General features: G+C 68.0%; 3 protein-coding genes and 1 pseudogene. All 4 read right to left on the bottom strand.

Features of this window, described 5'->3' with window-relative positions; translation table 11 throughout:
• Positions 1–222: 222 nt before the first annotated feature.
• On the bottom strand, positions 223–1,347 hold the full coding sequence (ruvB, locus tag LQV45_RS24020) for a Holliday junction branch migration DNA helicase RuvB (protein WP_230009135.1): 1,125 nt from the start codon (positions 1,345–1,347) through the stop codon (positions 223–225).
• Positions 1,340–1,984: a Holliday junction branch migration protein RuvA gene (gene ruvA / locus LQV45_RS24015; RefSeq protein WP_018773177.1), complete on the bottom strand. Its 645-nt coding sequence runs from the start codon at positions 1,982–1,984 to the stop codon at positions 1,340–1,342. The genes ruvB and ruvA overlap by 8 nt, the downstream gene beginning before the upstream one ends.
• A 125-nt stretch (positions 1,985–2,109) precedes the next feature.
• A complete protein-coding gene (gene ruvC, locus LQV45_RS24010) occupies positions 2,110–2,688 on the bottom strand; it encodes a crossover junction endodeoxyribonuclease RuvC (protein ID WP_079554348.1) in 579 nt (192 codons plus the stop codon).
• A gap of 49 nt (positions 2,689–2,737) precedes the next feature.
• Positions 2,738–2,835 (bottom strand): annotated as a pseudogene (locus LQV45_RS24005) (YebC/PmpR family DNA-binding transcriptional regulator); the annotation flags it as partial.

Raw genomic sequence — 2,835 nt, 5'->3', positions numbered from 1 at the left:
ATTGTCATTAGATCCAAGGGGAAAGTTCCGTTCTGTACTTGCATAGCTGTGTTTCAGCAACGTCCGTTTGCTCCTGACGGCGCGGGCAGGGGTCTGCGCAGCAAACTGGCCGCGAGACCGTCCCCCAGACCGCCGGCGGCTACCTGCTCTCCGCCCACGGAAACAAAACCCGGACGTGCCGAGCGTCATACCAGTCTAAAGGGAAAAGCTGAAAGAACGGTGCTAGCGGCTGTTTCGGATCCACTGAGGATCGGTTTCTTCGCCGAGATCCCCACCGGACCCGCCGATCGGGCTCTCGCCCGGCTCGTCGGCCTGGAACAGTTCCAGCGGGTCCTGGCCGAAGGCGCCGGCCGGAATGGCGAAGCCCAGGTGCGTCCATGCCGGCGCCAGGGCTATCCGGCCGCGCGGCGTCCGGCCCAGGAGTCCTTCGCGCACCAGATAGGGCTCGGCGACCGTTTCCACGGTCTCCGTTTCCTCGCCGACGGCGATCGCGAGCGTGGACAGGCCTACCGGGCCGCCGCCGAACTTGGTGATGAGGGCCTCGAGAACGGCACTTTCCAGCCGGTCCAGGCCCCGCTTGTCCCCCTCATACATGTCCAGGGCCGCGGAGGCCGCCCGCGCGTCGATTTGCTCGATGCCGTGCACAAGCGCCCAGTCCCGGACCCGGCGCAGGAGCCGGTTGGCGATGCGCGGCGTGCCCCGGGACCGGCCGGCAATCTCGCTGAATCCGGCGGAGTTGACCTTCAGGTCCAGCAGGCCGGCGGAGCGGCGCAGGACCAGTTCCAGCTCCTCGACGGAGTAAAACTCGAGGTGGCCGGTGAAACCGAACCGGTCCCGCAGCGGGCCGGGTAGGAGGCCGGCCCGCGTGGTGGCGCCGACGAGCGTGAAGGGCGGCAGCTCCAGCGGAATGGCCGTGGCGCCGGCGCCCTTGCCGACGACGATATCGACGCGGAAATCTTCCATCGCCATGTACAGCATTTCCTCGGCCGGCCGGGACATGCGGTGGATTTCATCCAGGAACAGGACCTCGCCCTCAGAGAGTGAGGACAGGATGGCCGCAAGGTCGCCCGCGTGTTGGATGGCCGGGCCGCTGCTGATCCGCAGCGGAACGTTCATTTCGGCGGCGATGATCATGGACAGTGTGGTCTTGCCCAGGCCGGGAGGGCCCGAGAGCAGCACGTGGTCCGCGCTGCGCCCACGCATGCGCGAGGCCTCCAACACGAGGGAGAGCTGCTTGCGGACCCGGTGCTGGCCCACGAAGTCGTGCAGGTTCTTGGGCCGCAGGGCGGCTTCGATGACCCGCTCCTCCGGTTCCTCTCCCCCGGCGACGATCGACGGCTCAGCCACGCGCGCCTACCCGGTTCCCGGCGCGGGCGCCGTCCTGGCCCAGCCAGCGCAGCGTCGCGCGGAGAATCTCCGCCACATTGCCGTTCGCCGCGAGGTCCGGGGAATCGGCAAGGGACTTGTCGATGCTGGCCGTGGCATCCTTTTCGGACCAGCCCAGGCTGGTCATCGCGGCCACCACCTGCGGCTTCCAGACGGATTCGGCGGACACGGCCGCGACAGGTGCGCCGGCGGTGCCGTGCGGCACAAGCTTGCCGGCTAGTTCGAGCACGATCCGGCCGGCCACCTTCGGTCCGATGCCGGGGACCTTCGTGAAGGCCTTGCCGTCGCCGGAGTGGGCGGCCACCCGGATGGCTTCGGGCTCGTGGACGGCCAGCACCGCCAGTGCGAGGCGGGGACCGACTCCGCTGACGCTGAGGAGCACATCAAACACCTCGCGTTCGTCATCGCTGGCGAAGCCGAACAGGGTCAGCGAGTCTTCCCGCACGATCAGGGACGTGAATAGTTTTCCCTCCTCACCCACCCGGAGGCCGCTGAGGGTCTGCGGTGTGGCGTTGACGCTCATGCCGGCGCCGTTGAGGTCGATCACGGCGGAGGACAGGCCAACATGCGCAACGGTTCCACGAAGAAAACTGATCAAGGCCGGGCTCCTGGTCTAACTGGCGTCTACAACTGGGTGATGAAAGAACGTACAGCCGGGCACGCCGGCTATCCGAACATATCTACGAATACCCTACCAAGCCCCGCGGCGTCACAGCCGGACATTCAGCGCGCACGGCGCGCTTTTGCCTCCGCGTCCGCCCACGCCCGCTGCGCCGGAGTGAGGGACTGGCTGCCCGGCCCAGTCGTGGCTACGGCGGCCCCGCTGCCGGCCCGCCAAGCGTGGGTGATGGCCAACGCAAGGGCGTCGGCGGCGTCGGCAGGGCGCGGAGGCGCGTCCAGCCGGAGGATCTTGGTCACCAGCTTGGTGACCGCATCCTTGTTCGAGGTCCCGCTTCCCGTCACGGCTGCCTTGACCTCGGACGGGGTGTGCAGAGCCACCGGGATGCCACGGCGCGCGGCGGCCGCAATGACCACACCGGAGGCCTGCGCCACCCCCATGACCGTGCTGACGTTGAGCTGGGAAAAGACCCGCTCCACGGCGAGGACCTGGGGTTCGTAGCGGTCCAGCCACTCGTCGATGGACGTGGCGATGACCAGCAGCCGCTGGTCCAGGCTCTCCTCGGGTGAGGTGCCCACAACGCCGAAGGCCACCAAAGTGGCCCGCCGGTTCCGCTCCACGTCGACAACGCCGATCCCGCAACGGGTGAGGCCCGGGTCGACCCCCAACACGCGCAGCGTCACGGTTGGGCCGTCAAGACCGGGCCCCAAAAGTCACGTTTGGGTGAGCGGGTCACTCGGCTTCCAGTGCGGCCTGCACTTCGTCGCTGAGGTCGGCGTTGCTGTACACGTTCTGGACGTCGTCGAGCTCTTCCAGGGCGTCCACCAGCT

The organism is Microbacterium sp. Bi128 (genome assembly GCF_918698205.1).
The sequence above is the reverse complement of the archived record's forward strand: the minus strand, read 5'-3'. Positions and strand labels throughout refer to the sequence as shown.